The organism is Gordonia terrae (genome assembly GCF_051789125.1).
In the GTDB taxonomy this organism is placed as follows: domain Bacteria; phylum Actinomycetota; class Actinomycetes; order Mycobacteriales; family Mycobacteriaceae; genus Gordonia; species Gordonia terrae_A.
Genome location: NZ_CP196526.1, coordinates 1,195,155 through 1,215,588, shown reverse-complemented (window position 1 = coordinate 1,215,588; position 20,434 = coordinate 1,195,155). Strand labels below are relative to the sequence as shown.

The following is a 20,434-nucleotide window of genomic DNA, read 5'->3' as shown; positions in this document are numbered from 1 at the left end:
CCGGTGGGGCGTGGCCGACTCACCGGACCAGTAGGTCCCCGCAGTCGGCGGACACGGCGGACGTCGCAATCAAGACGGCGAACACGACGATCGCAACCGCGATGACGACATTCGCGAGGGTCAGCCGCAGCCGTCGATGAGGTCCCAGCGTATTTCGCTTCCACGTGATGATCGCGGCGATCAGCGCACCGATGGCGATCATGATGAGGCAGCCGAGGATGAGAAAGTTCTGCGCGTGGGCGAAGTCGGCGTCTCGTTCCGCCACGCTGGTGTAGACCGGATCACAGAAGTCGCCGCCGCCGCGCGTCATCCCCACACTGTGGGCCTTCAGTCCGAAAGCCACCAGTGACGACAGGATGGCGAAGAGCCATCCCGCAGTGTCGATCGACACCCGACTCCCGCGTTCCGCCGTGGCGTCGTCGTCCACAGCACCCCACACATGGTGTGTCCGTACCGCGAGGAGTGTCGTCGCGCCGAGCAGCGCACCCGCGGCCGCACCGATGAGCGGGAAGGTCACAGCCGTCGGTCCCAGATCCCAATACGGCGGCGCCCCTTCCAAGCCCGACAACCCAACTCCTTCGTTGTAGCCATCCGGTGTGATCCCATCACCGTTGGACACCCAGATCCGCGGCTGCTGCCACTGGGCCATCACAACTCCCCATACGCCGACCAGGGCACCCACGGCACCGGCCACGGCAACGGTGAGTCGTCGATCCGGTGGCTGCGCCGCCCCCGACATCACTCCACCCGCACACCCTCCCGCGGCGCCCACCAGACCCCCGATCGCCACGAGGATCACGACGGGCCACCAGCCCGGCCCATCGACGTACTCCCAGTAGTTCACCCGGATGAAATAGACCCCACCTTCCGGATACGGAAACGGGGGCGAGTCCGCGATCGCCTTGGCACGGGGCACGGTGTATCGCCACCCCAGGCCCGCCGACAACCCCACGAACAGGCCGGCGGCCACCTGAATCCTGAACCACAACCGTGAAGGGGTTTGCCACACAGGGCTCATTCAACACTGCGACCCACACCTGACCGCCGAAGACCGGACGTTGCGGCAGTTTTCGTCGCATGACGGACCAAACTGCCGCAATGTTCAACCGGCTCCGCGAACCTCAGCCGGAGGGGGCATCCTCGTCGGTCACGAGGTCGAGGCGGACACCGAGGAGGCGCACCGGGCGTTCGATCTCGAACCGGCCGAGCAGGTCGGCGACGACCGGCTCGAGCGCGTCGTACTCGAGCGTGGGTGCGGGCAGCTTCCGGGATTTCGTGCGGGTGTAGAAGCTCGTGGTGCGCACCGTCACCGCGACACGGAACGGCAGGCGTTCCTCCGCGATCACCTGATCGAGGAGCTCGCGGAGCAGTCCTGCTGCGGCGGAACGCATCTCGACAGGGTCGCTGAGGTCGGTAGCGAATGTTCGGGACTTGGAGTGCGACCGCGCCAGCCAGGGTTCGGCAGTGATGGCGGAGTCGCCGCCACCACGACAGAGCACGTACAGCCAGTTGCCTTGATGGGGACCGAAAGTCGCGATCAGATCGTCGCGTGGTGTGGCGATGAGGTCGGTGACGGTCGCGATGCCGGCATCGGCGAGCTTGCTCGACGTCTTCGGGCCGACACTCCACAGGTCGCGGGTGGGCCGGGCGCCCATGAGCTCCAGCCAGTTGCGGTCGTCGAGCAAGAACACGCGCGGCGCGTCGACGACGTCGTCGGGAGCGGCACCCGGTGGACGCTTGGCGAAACCGGTGGCCATCTTGGCGCGCTGCTTGTTGTCGCTGATACCGACGCAGCTGGTGAGGCCGCAGCGGGCGAGGATGTCACCGCGGATCTGCTCGGCGAGTGCGATGATCGCCGCATCGTCGTAGGGGTCGTCCTCGGCGCCTCGCGCACTGACGCCCAGGTACGCCTCGTCCCAGCCCCACACCTCGACGGGGTGGCCGGTGGCGCGCAGGACGTCCATCACATCGGCCGATGCCGCGTCATAGGCGCCCATGTCCAACGGCAGGTAGACGGCGTCGGGCATCTTGCGGTGCGCCGCACGCAGCGGCATCCCGGCCCGCACACCGACGTCGCGCGCCTCATACGACGCGCAGGTGACCACCTTGCGCGCCTCGGTGGGATCGCCGTTGCCGCCGACGATGACCGGGACCCCGACGAGCTCGGGACTGCGCAGCCGCTCGACCGCCACCTGGAACTGGTCGAGGTCGACATGCAGGAGCCACCGATAGCGTTGTGGAACCGACGTGGTCACGTCGCCCAGGGTAATCCCCGACCGGCACTTCCCGACACGTGTGCGCGGGCACCCTCAGCGGGAGCCGAGGACGTCGACCTCACCCAACCCCGCCGTACGGCACGAAGTCCGCAGCGAGTGCGGATTGAATCGCAAGACGTAGAGCTGTTGGGATCCAGCGTCGCCGGGGTCGACGAACGCAGCAGTCGCAGTCGCGATGCGTCCGGCGAACATGGCGCGGGTCGGCGCGTCGAACACCGAAACCGCATGGCTCAGCACCTTCTCCATCAGCGCACGGTCACGGTGTAGCGGTGGGGGCATCAGATTCAGTGCCGGAGAAGCAGTTCCACAGTTCGTCGGATCGGTCAACGCGTGGGTGGCCACGAGCAGGAACGCCACCGCGATCAGAGGGCGGTCGGCCGCATCCGCATCGGTCACGGCGGCGTCGAGCGCCCGCACGGACCGGGCCGGACCGGTGTCGGCCGGGTTGTCGGCGCGGACCGGGGCGGTGAGCCCCAGCGCCGCGAGCGCTTCATCGTGCGGCGAACTACGTTCGGCGTCAACGGCTTCGGCGAGCATCAGGCGGAGACGAGCAATCACCGCCTGGTGGCGCAGCACCGCGGCCTCGACATCACCGACGAGACCGTCGGGTACTCCGAAGGTTCCGGGGGACGCCAGGAGGGCCTGATATCCGGGTAGGACGATCGACTCCTCGATCGAGATGGCCTCGATGATCGCCGACGGTTCGAGAAACTTGCGCGCGCCGCGTCTGGACGCGCGCACTGACAGAGCGCTGGTCAACTTCAGCCCCTCCACATAGACCAAGACCTTGACATGATGACGAAGGACGACGTGACCGCCCCCCCAGTTGACCCCCTGCGCCCCGACACCCCCCGCGTGGTGTCGGTTCCCGACGCAAGGGTGAGGATACGTCGTTCCGCGATCGATTGTGAGTCGAACGACTGAAATTCGTCCGCGCGGCCGTCGCCGAAACCCGGCATCACTCCACACCCGGCGATGCGCGAGGACCAAAGGCCCTGTCTTAGATGCCCCGTGAGCACCGACCATGTAGGAGGCGGCACCACGTCTTGCGGACCACCTCACCGGAGATCAGGAGGCGGACATGCTGAGGTTCCTCGCCCGTGAGCTACACAGCTGGCGATTCATGCATGCCTCCTCGAATGATCTTGTCCGGGCGGGAGATCGATGGGAAACCGCGGTGCTGTCGGCACTCTCGCTGGCCGCACTCGCCGGATTGATGGTGGCCCTGACCGTCGGCGGTGACACCTACGCCGCCCACCGGGCCGCAGCCGCCGAGCAAAGTCCCAGGCATTCGGTCAGCACGACGGTGGCCCGAGCACCCGAGAGGGAGGGCGACGACACCACGGTGGCGTGGAAAGGCCCCGACGGTCGCAGACTCACCGCGACGGTTCCCGCGGACCGCCTCGACTCGCCCGGCCGGGTCCGGATCATCTGGATCGACGACGCCGGCGCGGTGGTTCCGCCTCCGGTGACCAACGCCGACGCGGTGGTCGAGGGCATCGTCGCCGGGGCCGCCGTGGCGATGCTCGTCGCGCTCGGCTGGTGGGGCGCGAGCGCACTCGTTCGCGTCGCCGCCGACAATCACCGCTCGCGACGGTGGGATGCCGCGTGGCGGGACCTCGACGTCGGCAGCCACCACTGACCGAACTCCGCCGGGCCACGGTCTCGGGCCTCGCGTACTGAAGGTCCCCAGCCCGTCAGCCGCTGAGGACCGCCCAGATGACGAACGCCACCCAGGCGACGGCGCCCAGGATGTTGATGACGAGCGCCGTCGTGGTCAGGGTGTCGCGGCGGCCACCGGCGCGGGTGATTCCCACGACCGTGAGCACCAGACCGACGATCGTGCCGAGACACAGCGGGAAGCCGAGGATGCCCACCACCAGGCCCGCCAACCCGTACGCGTTGATCTTCTCCGGGGCGTTCTCGACGGAAACCGGTTGCGCGACAGGTGCGGCCGCGGGCGGATGCCCTGGGTAGGCGCGCGGCGGGGCCGGGGCGTGCTGCGGGGACGGGGTACGTGGCGGGGGCGGAGTAGGAGGCGGGGGCGGGGGCGGGGGCGCGGCGGCATACCGGGGCTGCACCGGTGAGGCGAGCGCCGGCTCGCGGTGGAGCCGGGGCCACTGGTCGGGCCGGAGGTCGACGGGACCGATGGCCGCGAAGACCACACCGGGCTGCACCACGACGCCCGCACGCAAGTCGAGTCCGTGCACCGTGCCGGCGACCGGTGCGTCGATCGTGATCCGTCCCGCGGCGGACTCGACGGTGGCCAGTGGCTCGCCCGCACCGACGACCTGCCCGCTGTGCACCGCGACACCCGCGACGACCGCGCCCGCGGGCAGCGCCGGGAACGCGACCCGACGCGCCGACGTCTCGACGCCCTCACCCGGCACGACGTTGGTGGATCGCAGGAGACCGCCCTGCGCGACTACCACCTTCGGATCGCCGATCCGGGCGACGCGACCGACTGCCGACAGAGCCGACTGCAGCAGTGGGATGCTGCTCGTCCCGCCGGTCACATAGACGGTGACCGGACCCGTCGGTCCCGAGCCGGCCGCATCGGCGCGGGCGATGGCGTCCCGCGTCAGCTCGACGGCCCGTTCGACGAACGGCCCGATCATCGACTCGAATTCACGCCTCGTCAGGAGAAGCGTGTGCCGCGTTCCGGGCAGTTCGATGACGGCCTGAGCGGTGTCGGACAGTGCTTCCTTGGCCGTCCGCACGTGGTCCGCCAGGGCGATGGCCGCAGCCGGTGCTCGCAGCTGCCGCGGCAGGTCGGGGTCGATCTCGGCGGCCTCGTCGTGCACCCAGCGGATCATCCGGGCATCGAGATCTCGCCCGCCGAGGTGGTTGTCGCCGCCCGAACCGGTCACCGTGAATCCGCCTGCACCGTTACCGACGAGCACCGCCACGTCACAAGTGCCCGCCCCGAAGTCGAACACGCACATGCGTTCGTCACCGCTGACGTCGTGCCCGCGGAAGACGTAATACCAAGCCGCGGCCAATGATTCGGAGGCGATACGGATTCGATCGGCACCGAGTCCCGCACGCTCGGCGGCACGTCGCAGCACACTCTTGCGGCGTTCGCTCCATCGGTCCGGATGGGTCAGGACGATCGAGTCGAAGCCTGCTGACCCGCTGTGCCGCAACGCGACCTGGTGCACGTGGCGGAGGACGGCGCCGATGAGGTCCTCCACGGCCCAGAACCGGTCGCCCAGTTCGATCTCCCCCTCGTCGATCCGCGACTTCGGGGTGTCCTCGAAGGCATCGGGAGCCTGCAGGCGCCGGACCACCGCGTCGTGACCGACGACGATGGACGTGCCGTCGGCGAACACGGCCGACGGCATGGCCGGGCCGCGGGGTCCCAGCGGAACGATGACCGGCTCACCGACACCGATGCGGTACGCCGCCGCGGTGTTACTGGTGCCGAAGTCGATACACAGTCGCCGTCTGCTCTCCTGTGTCACGCGGTCACCTCCTCAGCTGCAGATCGTCGCACACCGAACGCGTGTTCATCCGGTGGGCGCCCGGAGAATGCGCGCGACGGCCTTGCGGACGTTGTCGACCGCGAGGATCTGGTTTCGCAGGTCGGCGGCCGTCTTCTCCCGCTCGGCGGCGGACTTCTTCGACTCGGCCAGGGCGTCGTTGACGATCTTCGTCGATTCGGCCAGCAGACGCTCCAGCAACTCGTCGTAGGCGATCTGCAGGTCACCACTGGCCTGCGCCTTGATCGACTGCAGCTGCGACCGCACGTCGGCCTTCATGTCGTTGACCGCCTTGGTCAACCACTTCCGGTGGTTCTCCTTGCCCACCTTCGAGGCGCGGAACCCCACGACGACACCTGCCCAGACCGGTACCGCCACCACGTTGACCACCGGAATGATCGCCAGCGGGCCGCCCGCGGCGACGATCGACAGCAGGATCGGGTCGACCATGTTCTTCCACGGCGAGATCTTCTCCTGCTCACGCAGTTTGAGGTCGCCGGCGCCGCCCGCGATGCGGTCGACGAGGTCGGACGAGATCGCTGCGTCGGCGAACAGCGCGTCGGCGATCCGCTCGATGCCGGCCACGAACGACGCACTCACCTCCCTCGCCGCCGCCTCGAGGTCGACGGTCATCTGCGCGATGAGTTCCTGACCCGCGCGGTGCGGCTCGTAGAAGCGCAGTTTGTCGATCCGCGTGGACCACTGGCCGAGCAGTGAGTCGAAGCGGTCCCGCATGAGGTCGTCGGTCCGCAACGACGCCGCCGTGATGTCCTGGGTGAGACGCGCCCGCCATTCCCGACGGCGGTCCTTGAGGCGCTGCAACCGATCTCGTTCGGCTTCGATGTCGGCGCGTTCGGCCGGGGTCGCGGTTGCGGCCTTCATCTCCAACACGAGTCGAGCGCGGACATCGTCGAGTCCGGCAAAGGTCAGTTGGAGAGCGTTGCGTGCCGGCGAGGCCGCCCCTTCGCGCACAAGAGGGGTGAGGGCGTCGACGAGTTCGGGGATACCCGACGCCGCCAGCGCACGCTGCCGACGGTCGGGATCACCGATGGCGGCTGCCTGTTCGGCGATGCGGTTGGAGACACCGATGATCGGGATGTGGGCGAAGCGAGGTGCGTTGGCGCCGATCAGTTGTCGGTTCTCGGCCACGATCGTCCGCCACTGCCGCATCACCAGATCGGTTTTGGTGACGACGAGGACCACCGAGGCGATCTCCTCACTGACGCTGCGCAGGAAGTCGAGTTCGGGTGCGCTCAGGGGGGCTGTCGCATCGCACACCATCACCAGCACCGACGCACCGCGGGCCGCGCTCACCGCGGCTTCGACGTGTTCGGGAACCAGTGACCCGACACCCGGGGTGTCGACGACCGTGACACCCGGTAACAGCGGCGACGCCACCCCCACGCGCGCCGAGACCGGCGGCACGAGAACAGAATCGACGGGGGTGTCGGGCGCGAGCCGTTCCGCGGGGACCCCGGCTGCGTACCGGCCGCCGACGGTGACCCAGTCGGCGAGTTCGGTGGCGGGGATGCGGTGCGTGGCACCGGGGAACTCGACGAGCGCGGTACCGGCAGGCAGGTCATCGGTGGCGGGGGTGAACCGCACGTAGACCGACGTCGTGATCTCGGTGTCGACCGGCGCCAGCCCGCTCACCCCGACGAGCGTGTTGACCAACGAACTCTTACCCCGGCTGACCTCGCCGATCACCACGACCGTGCCCTGCGGCGCCGGACGCTCGCGCACGCGGAGGGCGCGGTCGGCGATGGCGTCCTCACCGTGTTTGCGCAACATCTCCACCGCGGTGCGCAACACCGCGTCGGGTGTGGGCGTCGCGCCTTCGGCCGGCTTCTTCGACAGCCGCTGAGCCGGTGTTGCCTTCGCGGCGTCGGCATCTGAGCTCATGGCCGCCCTCCTCGTCCGGGGTCGAGCCGGTCCGCCGGGCGGGTGCACCCGATTCTCATGTGGTCCACGATCCGCGTCGCACCAACTGGTAGGTCTGTTCGAGCACCAGCAGCGCCTCTCGTTCCGCCGATGTCGCGGCGAAGGCTCGTCGGGAGCGGCAGTCGGCGGCGCGAGCCCGCGCGGCGTCGGCGATCTGGGCGGGTGCGGCGTTCGGTGGCAGCGACAACAGCACGCGCACATCGCGACTCGCCACCACCAGATTCAGTTCGCCGACCAGGTCGCTGTCCGGTTGCCAGCGGGCGAGGGCCTCGAGCGCGCCGACCTCACGGAGTCGGTGCAGTGGCGGCGAGGTCTCGGCCTCTTCGATGGCCTCCAGGAACTGCTCACGTCGCGCACTCCGGTAGGCCGCGTCGCGCAGTTCGGCGAGCACGGTGCGCGCCTTGAGGACGTCACCCACCGCGAGGAAGCGCCGGCCGATGGCGAGCCGCAGCTCGTCGATTCCCGACACCCGATGCAGCCATTCGCAATACGCCCGCGCACCCTGCCGGGCGATCTCGGCCCCGGCGTCCAGGGCATAGGCGCCGACGAGGTCCTCGAGCCGGCCGAGCTCGTCGACGTCGATGCCCGGCGGCGCGGGCGCCCCACCGTCGAGGATGGTCAGCAGCTCCCACGGTTCGAGCTGTCCGCGGCGCGAGATCTGTGCGGTCTCACGTTCGGTGACCCCGCAGACACCCGCCTCGGCCATCAACCCCGACACCGCGACCACCGCCCCCGCGATCGCCGGGAACCGGCGCCACACCCGGCGAGCGATCTCCTGGGCCTTGAGCATCGGATTGTCGGCGGCGATGAGGTCGGCCTGCGAGATCACCAGGATCGTGTTCTGCGCCGACGCCCCGGAGCCGGTCAGGAACTCCACCTCGTCGGCCTTGGGTCCGGCGGCGTCGTCGAGGAGGAACAGGATGACATCGGGGCGGGGCAGTCGGCCGTCCCTCTCCTTGCCGGGCCTGCCGAACACGCGACGCGTCGCCACCTCCGCGGTGTCGGTGAATCCCGACAGGCCCGGGGTGTCGATGACCTGGAAGCGCTCACGCAACAAGCGCGACGGGGTGTGGACGATCGCGTGGTCGATGTCCTCGGGTGGGCGTCCGAGGTCGCCGCGCATCGGACCCGGCAGTTCGGTGACGGTCCCGTCGAGTCCGACGACCTCCACCCGCTGTGGGTTGCCCTCGGTGTACAGGGCGGCGACCCGGGTGCATTCGGCGCGATCGGTGGGGGCGACGCGGTCGCCGACGAGAGCGTTGAGCAGCGTCGACTTTCCGGAGCTGACACGTCCGACGAGCGCCACCGTCAGCGGCTCGGCCATCTGGACGCGCAGCGCGCCGACGACCGCGGGATCAGCGGACAGCGGCACGACCTCGGCGAGCAACTGCTCCACGCGCCCCCGCACCGTCATGCGTTGCTCCACGCGATCGCCTCCCGCAACTTTCCCGGACCCGGCGGGAACATTCCGGGTTCGACGCCACTCCTAGGTATGTGACGAGAATTCTCCACCTCCGTCGACGCCACGGCAGTCGACCGGATGACAGTATCCGTGTCGACCACCCACGTGTCCCTGTTCTGAATGACGCTGTTCCGACTGCGAACCACCCCGACGCCACGAGAGGCGGACGATCATGACCGACGACTTCGACGACTGGTTGCGCGACAACGACCCGCCCGGTGACCTGGCGGTCCCCGACGCCGCATGGGACTCCGCGGTCGAGACGGCCTTCGACCCGTCATACGACCTCCCGGCCGATCTCACCTCCGCCCCCGGACCGGACCCGCTCGACGAGGAATTCGGCGGGGAGGACGTCGGCGGCGATCTCGAGGGGCCCGCCGAGGCCGCGGGCGTCGAGGGCTCCTCCCTCGAGGACGGGGCCATCGAGGACGCCGACATCTTCGGGACCGACGATGATGTCGCCGGCGAGGTGTCGTTCGAGGAGACGACGCCCGATGACGATTTCTGAGCCGTTTGCCCACCGCCACGAGGACTTTCGACAGCCGGGGCGCATCGGATCCGGCGATGGGCTGTCGCTGCCGACCCCCCGTCCTACGATGGGCGGGTGCATTCGTTGATCGACGAATCCTCCTCCGGCGCAGATCTGCTCGAGCGTGCTCGCGCCGGCGATCAGGCCGCGTTCACCACGCTCGTCGAGCAACATCGTGATCGGCTGTGGGCCATCTGCTTACGTATCAGCGGCAACCAGCACGACGCCGAGGACGCCATGCAGGACGCATTGGTTGCGGCGTGGCGGGCCATCGGCAATTTCCGCGGTGACGCGCAGCTGTCGACATGGCTGTACCGCATCGGCTCGAATGCTGCTCTCGCGCGCATCCGCAAGCGATCCGACACCGACGACATCGCCGATCACGATCCGGTCAGTCATCTGGACGTGGCCGCGCAGGTCGTCGTGTCCGATCGGATCGCCGAGGCCCTGGCGCAGGTACCCGACGCGTACCGGGCGACCTTCGTGCTGCGGGTGTACGGCGAACTCAGTTACTCCGAGATCGCCGAGGCCCAGGGCATCGGGCTGCAGACCGTACGCAGCCGGATCTCACGCGCGCGGTCCATGTTGTCCGAATTGCTTGCAGACCTTCGATAGTCGCGTCCCGGCCGTGGTCGTCGCCCGGGTGAATGACCTCACCGCGACTTCGGAACGCACGGGAACAAACCCCGGCACGCTCGACTCCAAGTAACCAGAACCGCACACGCCGCCCCCGGCACCCTCTCCCGAAAGGACCCACACCATGAGCACCGAGATCCCCGCCGACGCCGTTCTCGTCGACACCGATGGCGACGGCAGCGTCGACGCCGCACTCACCGACGTCGACGGCGACGGCACCACCGACGCCGTCCTCGACACCGACGGCGACGGCCAGGCCGACTCCATCGCCTACGACACCAACGCCGACGGCGAGATCGACATCATCGAAGCCGACACCGACGCCGACGGATACACCGACATCGCCGTGGCCGACACCGATGCCGACGGCACCTTCGACACCGCCGTCGACGACGAGGGCAACGTCGAGGTCGGCGACTTCGGCAGCATCGACGGCGGCGACGCCGTCTGACCCCACCCACCGACCCATAGCCCGAAGCCGCGGTCACCGCGGCTTCGGGCTATAAAACGGTGTGGGAACGATCGGCGGACTCGAATTCGCGGTACCGGTCTGGGCGACCGCCACCGCGCTGGTGCTGGTGCTGGTGGTCGCGTGGGTGTTCGGCCTCGTCGCCCGATGGTCGCTGCGTAGACGCGCTCGCCTCGACGCCACGACGGCGATGGTCCTGTCGATCCTCGGCACCGCGCTCGGCCTCTACATCGCCGGGCTCGTCGACAAGCACCTGCGGGTGTGGAGCCTGACGACGGTGGCGCTGGGACTGATCAGCTCCGTCGTCGCGGTGGGCGCCTACGGCCTGCTCGCGGCACGGTTGCAGCGGCAATCCAATGCCACTGTCGCCCAACTGCTCTCCGACGGGGAGTCCGACCGGCTCGAGTTCAAGTCGACCGCCCGGGTGAACCTGCGCAGCGGGGAGAAGGACCCCCGGATGGAGCAGGTGATCGTGAAGACGGTGTCGGCCTTTCTCAACTCCGACGGCGGGACCCTGCTCATCGGCGTCGCCGACGACGGCACACCCCTCGGTCTCGACCCCGACTTCGCGACCCTGAAGGTGCCCGACGCCGACCGTTTCGAACTGTGGTTGCGGGACCTGCTGACCACCACGCTCGGCCAGAACACCGCGGCGGCAGTCGGGATCGTCGTGGAGTCGGTCGCACGGTCCGGGGAATCGGGAACGGTTCAGGTGTGCCGCGTGACGTGCTCGCCCTCTCCGCGGCCGGTCTACCTGCGGGCCGGGAAGAACAACCCACCCGAGTTCTGGGTGCGCGCGGGCAACTCCACTCGCCAACTCACCGTCGATGCCGCCGCCGACTACGTCATGCACCGCTGGCCTCTCGGTGCCGGACGCGCGATCGCGGCCCAGGTCCGCGCGGCAGTGCGATTCTCGGCCGGTTGAGCGGAGATCTCGTCCCCGTGAGCGGGTTCCGAGGGCACAATGCCCTCCGGCATAGGTCACGGGGACGAGAATTCTCGCGCTGGGCGCTTCGGGTGAAACCGACGACCGGTGTGCTGCGTCAGAGTCTGTATGACTTCGGATTGCGGTGTCTTCACGCTCACAGAACTGGCGGCGATGGGCTGGACGGCGGATGCGATCAAGCAGGCGCGCCGGTCCGAGACGCTCACCTCGCTAGGGTACGGCTGGGTTCGCGCATCGGGCGCCGATGCCGCCGCGGTGGCCGCCGTGACCGCCGGCGGTGCGCTGTCCTGCGTCAGCGCACTGCGTTTCCACCAGAAGCACGGACACTCCGGGATCTGGATACCGCCCGGGCACGGGGAGACCCACGTGCGTCGGAGCAAGCACATGAAGTCGAAGCCCAAGCCGAGCGGACCGTTTCGGTGGTGCCAGGGATTCGGCCGGGCGCTGCCGGTCCAGTCGGCCGTCGACGAGATCCCGGTCGCCCTGAACTGTGCGGCGCGATGCCTGTCGCACGAGGAGTGGGTCGCGGTGGTCGACTCGATCCTCAACACCACCGACTGGACCATCCCCGACATCCAGGCCGAGATGGGACGAGTGGCTCGGACCGTCGCTGCCCTGTTCGGCCGATGCGACGCCCGTGCGCAGTCGGGGACCGAGTCGATCGTGAGGCTTCGCCTCATCGCCGCCGGGTTCGATGTGGTCGTGCAACCGTCGATCGGTGGACGTGAACGCGCAGACCTCCGAACCGGCTCGTTGCTCATCGAGTGCGACGGGCGGTCGTACCACTCCGACGCCAAGGCGTTCGCCAACGACCGTCGTCGAGACCGCATGACGATGCTCGACCGCTGGATGACGATGCGGCTGACATACGACGATGTCGTGTTCGACTGGGAGCCGGTTCTCGAGGAGATCCGTGCGGTGACCCGGGCCGACCGGCACCGCCTCCGACGCCGCGACGACCCTCGACGAAAGCAGATCGCTTCCATTGACCCTGTCGGCGAATCCATCCCCGAATAAGGACAGTATCTGTCCGCATCCCCTGCGACAGTGGAACCACACCACAACCCCAGGAGGAACCGTGAACTGGACACTCGAGCTCGTCATCCTGCCGGTCAGCGATGTCGATCGGGCACGTGATTTCTACGCCGGGATCGGCTTCAACGTCGACCACGACCACGTCGTCTCCGACGAGGTCCGTTTCGTCCAGGTGACCCCGCCCGGGTCCGCCTGCTCCATCGCGTTCGGCAAGGGACTCACCGACGCCGAGCCCGGGTCGGTGAAGGGACTGCAGGTCGTGGTCTCCGACATCAACGAGGCCCGCGAGCACCTGCTGGCGGCGGGCGTCGATCCCGGCGAGGTCGACGAGCAGGCCTGGGGCCACTTCGTGTACTTCGCCGATCCCGACGGCAATTCCTGGTCCGTGCAGTACATGCCCTACCGGCAGAACTGACCCCCGCCGATCTCGTAGCGGCAATGCGGACATAGCGCGCATTGTCGCTACGAAATCCCGGGTGGCTACGGTGGGATATGCGCTCCCCCATCGAGGACTACCTCGACCGAGTCCTGCACGAATGCCGCGACGACGACGGCGGCGAGGTGGCCGCGGGCAATCGCGAACTCGAGCAAGCGGATCCGGCGTCCTTCGGGATCGCGCTGGCCACCATCGACGGCACCGTGTACACCGCGGGCGACGCCGACCACGAGTTCTCCCTGCAGTCCATCTCCAAGGTCCCGGCCTACGCGCTCGCACTGCGCGACCGAGGCCTCGACGCCGTACTCGACCGTGTCGACACCGAACCGTCGGGCGACGCGTTCAACGAGATCTCACTCGAAGCCGAGACCGGCCGGCCACGCAACGCACTCATCAACGCCGGCGCCGTCGCCATCCACGGCATGGTCGACGGCTCCGACGCCACCGATCGCGTCGACCGCATCATCGACCTCGTCAGCACCCTCGCCGGGCGGCAACTGTCGGTCGACCAGAAGGTGCACCGCGCCGAACTCGCCTCCGACGACCACAACACGGCGCTGGCCTACCTCCTGCGCTCGGCGGGCAAACTCGACTGCGAACCCGATGAGGTGGTCGACGGGTATGCGGCGCAGTGCGCCATCGGGGTGTCCTGTCGAGACCTCGCGGTCATGGGATCGGTTCTGGCGAACGGCGGTCTGTCGACCACCGGCGACGAGCGCCTGCTCGACGGTTGGATCACCCGTCACCTGCTGTCGGTGATGGCCACGTGCGGCATGTACGACGGCAGCGGCAGCTGGATGGCGACCGTCGGGATACCCGCGAAAAGCGGTGTCAGCGGCGGCATCCTGGGTGTGCTACCCGGCCAGGTCGGGCTCGCGGTGTGGTCCCCGCAGCTCGACGAGCAGGGCAACAGCGTCCGAGGCGTCGCGGTGTTCGAACGGTTGTCGCGCGACATGGAACTGCACATGATGCACGTCGCACCCACCGGCCGCCCCGCGTTGCGGTCGGTGTCGGAGCGGGACGGCTCGACGATCGTCGAACTGCAGGGAGACGTCCGGTTCGCCGGTGCGGAGATCGTCGCGAGCCGCGCCTGCGAGGGCTTCGACACCGACTCGGTGGTACTCGACCTGACCCACGTGCGGGTGATGGACGACGCCGCGCGCCGGCTCATCGACGAGGTGGCCCGCCGGCTCGGCGACGATCACGACGTCAGGATCGAAGACCCCAGCCACCTCATGGACTCCGACAACCGGTAGCTCATCGACTCCCACGACCGGCCTGCGCCGTCAGCTCGCGCCGCTTCGCCAGCGGCGGCATCCCGAACCATCGCCGCGAGCTGCGGGTCAGCGTGCTCTGCTCGGAATACCCGATCTGCCGGGCGACCGCGCCGAGCGGAACGCCCCGGTTGGCCAGCAGCGAGACGGCCAGGTCGCGGCGGGCGTCGTCGACGAGCTGATCGAAAGTTGTCCCGCTGTCGGCGAGTCCCCGCTGCACCGCGCGCGGATGCATCATCAGCAGTCGAGCGACCGCGTCCAGCGTGGCCGCCCCCGCGGGCAGCGCACGGATGATCAGGGCGGACACCGCGTCGACGAACGCCGTCTCCCGGTCGTGTCCGGTCATGAACTTCACCGCGATGTCGTAGGCGAGCGCGTCGACCCGCGGCAGCGTCCGGTGCATCACCCCGCGCGGGAACACCACCAGGTTCGCCGGCGCCTCGAAGTCCACCGGGCAGCCGAAGTAGTCGGTGTACACATGCGGCTCGGACATCGCGGGATGGGTCAGCGTGATCCGGTTGGGCCGGAAGTCGTGGCCCAGAGTCACCAGGAACGTCGACCGGGTGACACCCATCGCGAGTTCGACGACGTGCGGGCGGTACGGAACCCGCTTGAGCACCGTGTCGAACTCGTAGGAGACCTCGCGTTCGCCATAGTGCAACTGCGCCGTGATGGCCGGGCTGTACACGTGCGCGAAGGCGGTGATCTGCCGGAAGGAGTCGCCGATGGTCTCGGCGTTGCGGGCCGCGATCGCCACCGGTCCGAGGATGTCGGGGCCTTGTCGGGCGGCGAGGCGCAGACCGAAATCGGGCACACCGAACTCGGCGGCGCACAGGCCGATGACCGTGGACAGCGCGGTGAACGGGATGAACCTGTCGTAGGCGCCGACCACCGCCGGGTCGACCCCGACGCGCGCGAGCATCGCGCGGGCGTCGCCGTCGTGCTCCTCGATCAATTCGGGTAGCTGACTGAGCGACGACGCACAGATCAGGTCGGCCATGGCGCCAACTGTCAAATAGATGTCACGAGATGTCAAGAATCCTGCCGTTGCGTGGAGTGATGATGGACACATCCGGCCGAACGCTCGACGGCCGACACAGCAGCAGGGAGTACCGAGATGACCACCATCGACACGGTTCGCACGAGTTTCCTCATCGACGGCGGCTGGCAGACACCGACCGGCTCGTCGACGATCCCGGTCATCTCGCCGCTGACCGAAGAGCAGTTCGGTTCGGTGCCGGAGGCGACGACCGCCGACGTCGACGCCGCCGTCGAGGCGGCCCGCAACGCCTTCCGGCGGCCCGGTTGGCGCGACCTCGCCCCCGCCGACCGCGCCGCACATCTGCGACGCTTCGCCGACGAACTCGACAAGCGTGCGGAGGATCGAGCCACTGCGGTCACGGCGGAGAACGGAATGCCGATCGCCCTGTCCCGTTTCGCCGAGGGCGCCGCCCCGGTCCAGTTGTTGCGCTACTACGCCGACCTCGTCGAGTCCACCCCGGTCGAGGAGACCCGCACGAGTCAACCGCTACCCGGGACGACGATCGTGCGCCGGGAGGCGATCGGCGTCGTCGCGGCCATCGCGCCCTGGAACTTCCCCGCCGTCCTCTCCATGTTCAAGATCGCCCCGGCCCTGGCCGCAGGGTGCACCGTCGTGCTCAAGCCCTCCCCCGAGACCAGTCTGGACGCCTACGTGCTCGCCGAGGCCGCCATCGCCGCCGACCTCCCCGCGGGCGTCCTCAACATCGTCAACGGCGGCAGCGAGATCGGACGCCACCTCGTCTCCCACCCCGGGGTGGACAAGGTCGCATTCACCGGGTCGACGGCCGCCGGCCGCGAAATCGGCCGCGTGTGTGGCGAACTCATCCGCCCGGTGACCCTCGAACTCGGCGGCAAATCTGCCGCCCTGGTACTCGACGACGCCGATCTGGAGCAGACGGTCGGCGGTCTCGCCACCGCCTCCCTGCTCAACACCGGCCAGACCTGCTACATGTCCACCCGAATCCTGGTGCCCGGCAGCCGTTATGACGAGTACCTCGACGCCATCAGCGCCATGTGCGCATCTCTGCCGGTCGGCGACCCGATGGATGAGTCCGTGGCGGTGGGCCCGCTGGCCAGCGAACGTCGCCGCGACCGCGTGCTGGCGATGATCAACAGCGGCCGCGAGGAGGGCGGCACCATCACCACCGGCGGGAACCGACCGTCTGATCTGGACCGCGGCTTCTTCATCGAGCCCACAGTCTTCGGCGGCGTGGACAATTCGGCCACCATCGCTCGCGAAGAAGTCTTCGGCCCGGTCCTGACCGTGCTGCGCTACGACGACGTCGACGACGCCATCGCTCTCGCCAACGATTCGTCGTACGGACTCGGCGGAACGGTGTGGACCTCCGACCCCGAGCGGGGCGTGGACGTCGCCCGCCGCGTCGAGACCGGCTCGTTCGGCGTCAACTACTTCAACCTGGACTGGGGTTCGCCCTTCGGTGGCGTGAAGGCCAGCGGCATCGGCCGCGAACTCGGCCCCGAGGGGCTGGCCGCCTACCAGAACCTCAAGTCGATCTTCCTGCCCAGCTGAACGACACTCGCCGCACAGCTCCTCTCGCACAACGATTTCCAAGGAGGCGATCGGCCATGTCCGATGCCGGAGTCACCGCCGCCAAGGCACTGGTGAACGACACCCTCGCACTACTCGACCGACTCACGCCCGCCGACTGGGCGGCCGACAGCGCATGCCACGGCTGGCGCGTCCACGACGTCGTCACGCACATGGGGTTCTTCTTCAACTTCATCGCCGATCCCGACCTGGTCTTCCCCGACAATCCGAGCGGGAAGTCCGAGCGCCTCAACGACGCCGCGGTGCGCGAGCGCGCCGACTGGACACCGGAGCAGGCCGTCGAGTACTACCGCGCACAGTCGGAGGCCGGCCTCGCCACCCTGGCGGCACTGCAGGGCGAGGACCTACGCGACCAGCCGCTGGACATGCTGGACCTCGGCACCTACCGGCTGCGCCAACTCAGCGACGCCGTCGCCTTCGACCACCTGGTGCACCTGACCAGCGACCTGCTGCAACCCTTCGGCCCGCTGGGTTCCGTCGAGGTGTCGGTGAGTGCCGCCATCGACCCCGCCATCGACTGGATGATCGCCGGCCTGCCGCAGATGAACGGTGCCGCACTGTATCCCACCCTCGAGCGGCCGGTCGGTCTGCACCTCACCGGCGCCACGGACCGTTCGTTCGTCCTCGACCGCGACACCGCGGGCACGATCGTCACCGTGCGCGAGACCACCGACCTCCCGGCCGATGTCGCCACGTCCTCGGCCGCCGACTTCCTGCGCTGGGGCACTACCCGCAGCGCCTGGCGTTCGGCCGTCACCATCAGCGGCGACCGTCAGCACGTCGCCGGTGTCCTCGACGCCGTCGACATCGTCTGACGCCACCGATCACTCGTCCTCAGCCGCAATCGATTTCCCACCCCTGAACGGAGTACGCCCATGTCCGAATACCTCAAGGACAAGGTCATCGTCATCACCGGAGCCGGCAGCGGCTTCGGCAAGCTCATCGCCGATAAGACCGCCGCGGCCGGCGCCCATGTCGTCGGCGTCGACGTCAACGCCGAGAACGTCACCAGCGTCGTCGAGGGCATCCGCGCGGCCGGCGGTTCGGCTCTCGCTCAGGTCGCCGACGTCACCGACATGGAGCAGGTCACCGCGGCGGCGACGGCCGCCGTCGAGAAGTTCGGTGCCATCGACGTCCTCGTCAACAACGCAGGCGTCATGCCGCTGGCCTACTTCGCCGACCACGCCCGCGCGTGGCAGAAGTGGCACGCCGCGATCGACATCAACATCAAGGGTGTCGTCAACGGCATCTCGGCCGTCTACGACCAGATGATCGCCCAGGGTCGCGGTCAGGTCGTCAACATCTCGTCGATCTATGGCAACGCCGGCATCGAGGGTTCGGGCGTGTACAGCGCGACCAAGGCCGCGGTCACTACCATCTCGGACTCGCTGCGTATCGAGGCCAAGGGCAAGATCAAGGTCACCACCGTCAAGCCGACCGGCATCACCGGCACCAACCTCGCCAGCTGGATCGTCAACGACACCGCGATCATGGGCCTCGTCGGCCAGCGGGCCGCGTCGTACGGAGAGCACGTCAACGCCCTCATCAACGACGACCTGCCCGCCGAACTCACCGACGTCGACTCGATCAAGTACTGGCTGATCAAGCCGGACGACCTTGCCGACGCCGTCGTCCACGTCATCGACCAGCCCTGGGGCATCAGCCTCTCCGACGTCACCGTGCGCGCCAGCGGCGAGGACTACCTGTACTAGACCAACCCGCCCCACTCATCGACGAGGAGCGTTGATGTACCCCGGAGCTCACCTCTCCACCCGCCCGCACGACCCAGCGGTCATCATGGCCGACGGCGGCGAGACGGTCACGTTCACCCAGTTGGAGACCCGGTCCATCCAGGTCGCCCGGGCACTGGCCGACCGTGGCCTGCGTCCGGGCGACCACCTCGCCGTGCTCGCCACGAACACCGCGCGCGTCTTCGACATCTATTGGGCGGCAATGCGGTCCGGCCTCTACCTGACCATGGTGAACTGGCACCTCACCGCCGCGGAGAGCGCCTACATCGTGACCGACTGCGGCGCGAAGGCCCTGATCGTCGACGCCGCACTGGCCGACGTCGGCGCCGAACTGATCCCGCTCACCCCCGGCGTCGAGACGCGCTTTGCCTACTCCGGTCGGATCGAGGGTCACGACGACCTCGACGCCGCCGCATCGAAGCAGCCGACCGAGCCGCCGGAGAAGCAGCCGCGCGGCGCGGACATGCTCTACTCCTCCGGCACCACCGGCCGCCCCAAGGGCATCAAGCCCGAGCTGCCCAACCGGCAGATCGACGAGCCCGGCGACACCATGACGGCGATGAACGCCTCGGTCTGGGGCGTCGGACCCGACACCGTCTACCTGTCGCCCGCGCCGCTGTATCACGCTGCGCCACTTCGGACCTGCGCCGCGGTGCAGGCGCTCGGCGGTACCGTCGTGGTGATGGAACGGTTCGACGCGGAACGGGCGCTCGCGCTCATCGAGGAGCACCGCGTCACCTACAGCCAGTGGGTGCCGACGATGTTCGTGCGCATGCTGCGCCTACCCGAGAAAGTGCGCGCGCGGTACGACACCTCGAGCCTGGAGGTCGCCGTGCACGCCGCCGCACCGTGCCCCGTCGACGTCAAACGAGCCATAATCGACTGGTGGGGACCCGTCCTCTCCGAGTACTACTCGTCCACCGAACTCAACGGCCTCACCATCGTCGACACGCCGGAGTGGCTGGAGAATCCGGGGACTGTCGGCCGAGCGGCACTCGGCACGATCCGCGTCTGCGATGACTCGGGTGCCGAGGTGCCGACCGGCACCATCGGCACGATCTTCTTCGAGCGGGACCAGTTGCCGTTCGAGTATCACAACGATCCCGAGAAGACCCGGGCCGCACAGCATCCCAACCATCCCACCTGGACGACGACGGGCGACGTCGGCTACGTCGACGACGAGGGCCACCTGTTCCTCACCGACCGGGACTCCTTCCTGATCATCTCGGGCGGGGTGAACATCTACCCGCGGGAGATCGAGGACGCGCTCCTCGCCCACCCGTCGGTGCTCGACGCCGCGGTCATCGGTGTGCCCGACCCCGATCTCGGCGAGCGGGTGACCGCGGTCGTGCAACCCGTCGACGGGCAGACCGGAGACGACGATCTCGCCGACGCTCTGCTGGAGCACCTGCGACCGCGGATCGCGCGGTTCAAGTTGCCGCGCGAGGTGATCTTCCGGGACACGTTGCCGCGCACGCCGACCGGGAAACTGGTCAAGCGCAACCTCTGACCCTTCGTGGCTCGTCGCTTGCGCTCCTCGCACCTCAGGGAGCAGAGGGAGATGGCCCGCTCCTTGCACCACGGCA

At 68.6% G+C, this 20,434-nt stretch carries 19 protein-coding genes; 12 read left to right on the top strand and 7 right to left on the bottom strand.

What is annotated here, in order from left to right; all coding sequences use genetic code 11:
- Positions 1-19 precede the first annotated feature (19 nt).
- From ACSUZC_RS05510 to ACSUZC_RS05500, 3 genes are all read right to left on the bottom strand, one after another.
- The gene (locus tag ACSUZC_RS05510; protein WP_439031879.1) at positions 20-970 is read right to left on the bottom strand and encodes a hypothetical protein; all 951 of its coding nucleotides are present in this window, start codon (positions 968-970) and stop codon (positions 20-22) included.
- A gap of 151 nt (positions 971-1,121) precedes the next feature.
- Positions 1,122-2,255, bottom strand: a complete 1,134-nt coding sequence (locus ACSUZC_RS05505) for a DNA polymerase IV (protein WP_439031878.1) — start codon at positions 2,253-2,255, stop codon at positions 1,122-1,124.
- Positions 2,256-2,309: 54 nt separating this feature from the next.
- The gene (locus ACSUZC_RS05500) at positions 2,310-3,035 is read right to left on the bottom strand and encodes a hypothetical protein (protein WP_439031877.1); all 726 of its coding nucleotides are present in this window, start codon (positions 3,033-3,035) and stop codon (positions 2,310-2,312) included.
- Between the two features lie 322 nt (positions 3,036-3,357).
- Between ACSUZC_RS05500 and ACSUZC_RS05495 the strand changes: the two genes are divergently transcribed.
- On the top strand, positions 3,358-3,918 hold the full coding sequence (locus ACSUZC_RS05495; RefSeq protein WP_439031876.1) for an Rv1733c family protein: 561 nt from the start codon (positions 3,358-3,360) through the stop codon (positions 3,916-3,918).
- Positions 3,919-3,973: 55 nt separating this feature from the next.
- Here ACSUZC_RS05495 and ACSUZC_RS05490 read toward each other — a convergent pair whose 3' ends face one another.
- Genes ACSUZC_RS05490 through ACSUZC_RS05480 form a run of 3 tightly spaced genes read right to left on the bottom strand, consistent with a single transcriptional unit; the run spans position 3,974 to position 9,113 of the window.
- A complete protein-coding gene (locus tag ACSUZC_RS05490) occupies positions 3,974-5,740 on the bottom strand; it encodes an Hsp70 family protein (protein WP_439031875.1) in 1,767 nt (588 codons plus the stop codon).
- Positions 5,741-5,785: 45 nt separating this feature from the next.
- Positions 5,786-7,660: a dynamin family protein gene (locus ACSUZC_RS05485; protein WP_439031874.1), complete on the bottom strand. Its 1,875-nt coding sequence runs from the start codon at positions 7,658-7,660 to the stop codon at positions 5,786-5,788.
- A 55-nt stretch (positions 7,661-7,715) separates the two neighbouring features.
- Positions 7,716-9,113, bottom strand: a complete 1,398-nt coding sequence (locus tag ACSUZC_RS05480; protein WP_439031873.1) for a dynamin family protein — start codon at positions 9,111-9,113, stop codon at positions 7,716-7,718.
- A 220-nt stretch (positions 9,114-9,333) separates the two neighbouring features.
- On the opposite strand from ACSUZC_RS05480, the gene ACSUZC_RS05475 reads away from it, so the two are divergent.
- From ACSUZC_RS05475 to glsA, 7 genes are all read left to right on the top strand, one after another.
- Positions 9,334-9,669: a hypothetical protein gene (locus ACSUZC_RS05475; protein WP_439031872.1), complete on the top strand. Its 336-nt coding sequence runs from the start codon at positions 9,334-9,336 to the stop codon at positions 9,667-9,669.
- A gap of 96 nt (positions 9,670-9,765) precedes the next feature.
- On the top strand, positions 9,766-10,305 hold the full coding sequence (locus tag ACSUZC_RS05470; protein ID WP_439031871.1) for an RNA polymerase sigma factor: 540 nt from the start codon (positions 9,766-9,768) through the stop codon (positions 10,303-10,305).
- A 145-nt stretch (positions 10,306-10,450) separates the two neighbouring features.
- Positions 10,451-10,777, top strand: a complete 327-nt coding sequence (locus ACSUZC_RS05465; RefSeq protein ID WP_439029179.1) for a hypothetical protein — start codon at positions 10,451-10,453, stop codon at positions 10,775-10,777.
- A gap of 61 nt (positions 10,778-10,838) precedes the next feature.
- Positions 10,839-11,720 (top strand): AlbA family DNA-binding domain-containing protein, encoded by an 882-nt coding sequence (locus ACSUZC_RS05460; protein ID WP_439031870.1) that lies wholly within the window; start codon positions 10,839-10,841, stop codon positions 11,718-11,720.
- A gap of 129 nt (positions 11,721-11,849) precedes the next feature.
- Positions 11,850-12,758 carry an endonuclease domain-containing protein gene (locus tag ACSUZC_RS05455; protein WP_439031869.1) on the top strand — a complete coding sequence of 303 codons (909 nt, stop codon included), beginning with the start codon at positions 11,850-11,852 and terminating at the stop codon, positions 12,756-12,758.
- Positions 12,759-12,819: 61 nt separating this feature from the next.
- Complete coding sequence (locus tag ACSUZC_RS05450; protein ID WP_439031868.1) at positions 12,820-13,191, top strand: glyoxalase superfamily protein; 372 nt, start codon at positions 12,820-12,822, stop codon at positions 13,189-13,191.
- A gap of 77 nt (positions 13,192-13,268) precedes the next feature.
- Positions 13,269-14,468, top strand: coding sequence for a glutaminase A (gene glsA, locus ACSUZC_RS05445; protein ID WP_439031867.1), 1,200 nt, complete (start codon positions 13,269-13,271; stop codon positions 14,466-14,468).
- 1 nt (position 14,469) lies between these two features.
- Here glsA and ACSUZC_RS05440 read toward each other — a convergent pair whose 3' ends face one another.
- Complete coding sequence (locus ACSUZC_RS05440; protein WP_439031866.1) at positions 14,470-15,486, bottom strand: AraC family transcriptional regulator; 1,017 nt, start codon at positions 15,484-15,486, stop codon at positions 14,470-14,472.
- Positions 15,487-15,603: 117 nt separating this feature from the next.
- On the opposite strand from ACSUZC_RS05440, the gene ACSUZC_RS05435 reads away from it, so the two are divergent.
- The 4 genes from ACSUZC_RS05435 to ACSUZC_RS05420 are packed head-to-tail and all read left to right on the top strand — an operon-like array spanning position 15,604 to position 20,358.
- Positions 15,604-17,058, top strand: coding sequence for an aldehyde dehydrogenase (locus tag ACSUZC_RS05435; protein ID WP_439031865.1), 1,455 nt, complete (start codon positions 15,604-15,606; stop codon positions 17,056-17,058).
- Positions 17,059-17,114: 56 nt separating this feature from the next.
- Entirely contained in the window at positions 17,115-17,912 is a 798-nt protein-coding gene (locus tag ACSUZC_RS05430) for a maleylpyruvate isomerase family mycothiol-dependent enzyme (protein WP_439031864.1), read from the top strand.
- Positions 17,913-17,972: 60 nt separating this feature from the next.
- Positions 17,973-18,809: an SDR family oxidoreductase gene (locus ACSUZC_RS05425; protein ID WP_439031863.1), complete on the top strand. Its 837-nt coding sequence runs from the start codon at positions 17,973-17,975 to the stop codon at positions 18,807-18,809.
- 34 nt (positions 18,810-18,843) lie between these two features.
- The gene (locus ACSUZC_RS05420; protein WP_439031862.1) at positions 18,844-20,358 is read left to right on the top strand and encodes an acyl-CoA synthetase; all 1,515 of its coding nucleotides are present in this window, start codon (positions 18,844-18,846) and stop codon (positions 20,356-20,358) included.
- The last annotated feature ends 76 nt before the right edge of the window (positions 20,359-20,434 follow it).

What these genes read in the sequence shown, in the direction of transcription:
- ACSUZC_RS05495 (WP_439031876.1), top strand. Translation starts at nt 3,358, where the DNA reads ATGCTGAGGTTCCTCGCCCGTGAGCTACACAGCTGGCGATTCATGCAT.
- ACSUZC_RS05485 (WP_439031874.1), bottom strand. Translation starts at nt 7,660, where the DNA reads ATGAGCTCAGATGCCGACGCCGCGAAGGCAACACCGGCTCAGCGGCTG.
- ACSUZC_RS05480 (WP_439031873.1), bottom strand. Translation starts at nt 9,113, where the DNA reads ATGACGGTGCGGGGGCGCGTGGAGCAGTTGCTCGCCGAGGTCGTGCCG.
- ACSUZC_RS05475 (WP_439031872.1), top strand. Translation starts at nt 9,334, where the DNA reads ATGACCGACGACTTCGACGACTGGTTGCGCGACAACGACCCGCCCGGT.
- ACSUZC_RS05465 (WP_439029179.1), top strand. Translation starts at nt 10,451, where the DNA reads ATGAGCACCGAGATCCCCGCCGACGCCGTTCTCGTCGACACCGATGGC.
- ACSUZC_RS05455 (WP_439031869.1), top strand. Translation starts at nt 11,850, where the DNA reads ATGACTTCGGATTGCGGTGTCTTCACGCTCACAGAACTGGCGGCGATG.
- glsA (WP_439031867.1), top strand. Translation starts at nt 13,269, where the DNA reads ATGCGCTCCCCCATCGAGGACTACCTCGACCGAGTCCTGCACGAATGC.
- ACSUZC_RS05440 (WP_439031866.1), bottom strand. Translation starts at nt 15,486, where the DNA reads ATGGCCGACCTGATCTGTGCGTCGTCGCTCAGTCAGCTACCCGAATTG.
- ACSUZC_RS05435 (WP_439031865.1), top strand. Translation starts at nt 15,604, where the DNA reads ATGACCACCATCGACACGGTTCGCACGAGTTTCCTCATCGACGGCGGC.
- ACSUZC_RS05430 (WP_439031864.1), top strand. Translation starts at nt 17,115, where the DNA reads ATGTCCGATGCCGGAGTCACCGCCGCCAAGGCACTGGTGAACGACACC.
- ACSUZC_RS05425 (WP_439031863.1), top strand. Translation starts at nt 17,973, where the DNA reads ATGTCCGAATACCTCAAGGACAAGGTCATCGTCATCACCGGAGCCGGC.
- ACSUZC_RS05420 (WP_439031862.1), top strand. Translation starts at nt 18,844, where the DNA reads ATGTACCCCGGAGCTCACCTCTCCACCCGCCCGCACGACCCAGCGGTC.